General features: G+C 63.2%; 1 pseudogene. It reads right to left on the bottom strand.

What is annotated here, in order from left to right:
• Nucleotides 1–228: pseudogene (locus IF67_RS42720) on the bottom strand (integrase core domain-containing protein); the annotation flags it as partial.

Raw genomic sequence — 228 nt, 5'->3', positions numbered from 1 at the left:
TTGTAGGTGTGGAGGAACTCCACGAGAGCTGCGGTGCGCTCGGCGTTGCTGGAGTACGGGCGCACGTACGCCCATTCGTCGAGCAGCGTGCGGTTCAGGTGTTCGACCTTGCCGTTCGTCTGCGGGCGCTACGGTCGGGTGCGTTTGTGGACGATGCCAGCGACGCTCAAGGTCTGGCCGAACAGCTTGGATCGGTAACAGGAGCCGTTGTCGGTTAGGACGCGTTCG

This window comes from Streptomyces sp. NRRL S-1813, from assembly GCF_000719605.1.
GTDB classification, from domain to species: Bacteria; Actinomycetota; Actinomycetes; order Streptomycetales; family Streptomycetaceae; genus Streptomyces; species Streptomyces decoyicus.
The sequence above is the reverse complement of the archived record's forward strand: the minus strand, read 5'-3'. Positions and strand labels throughout refer to the sequence as shown.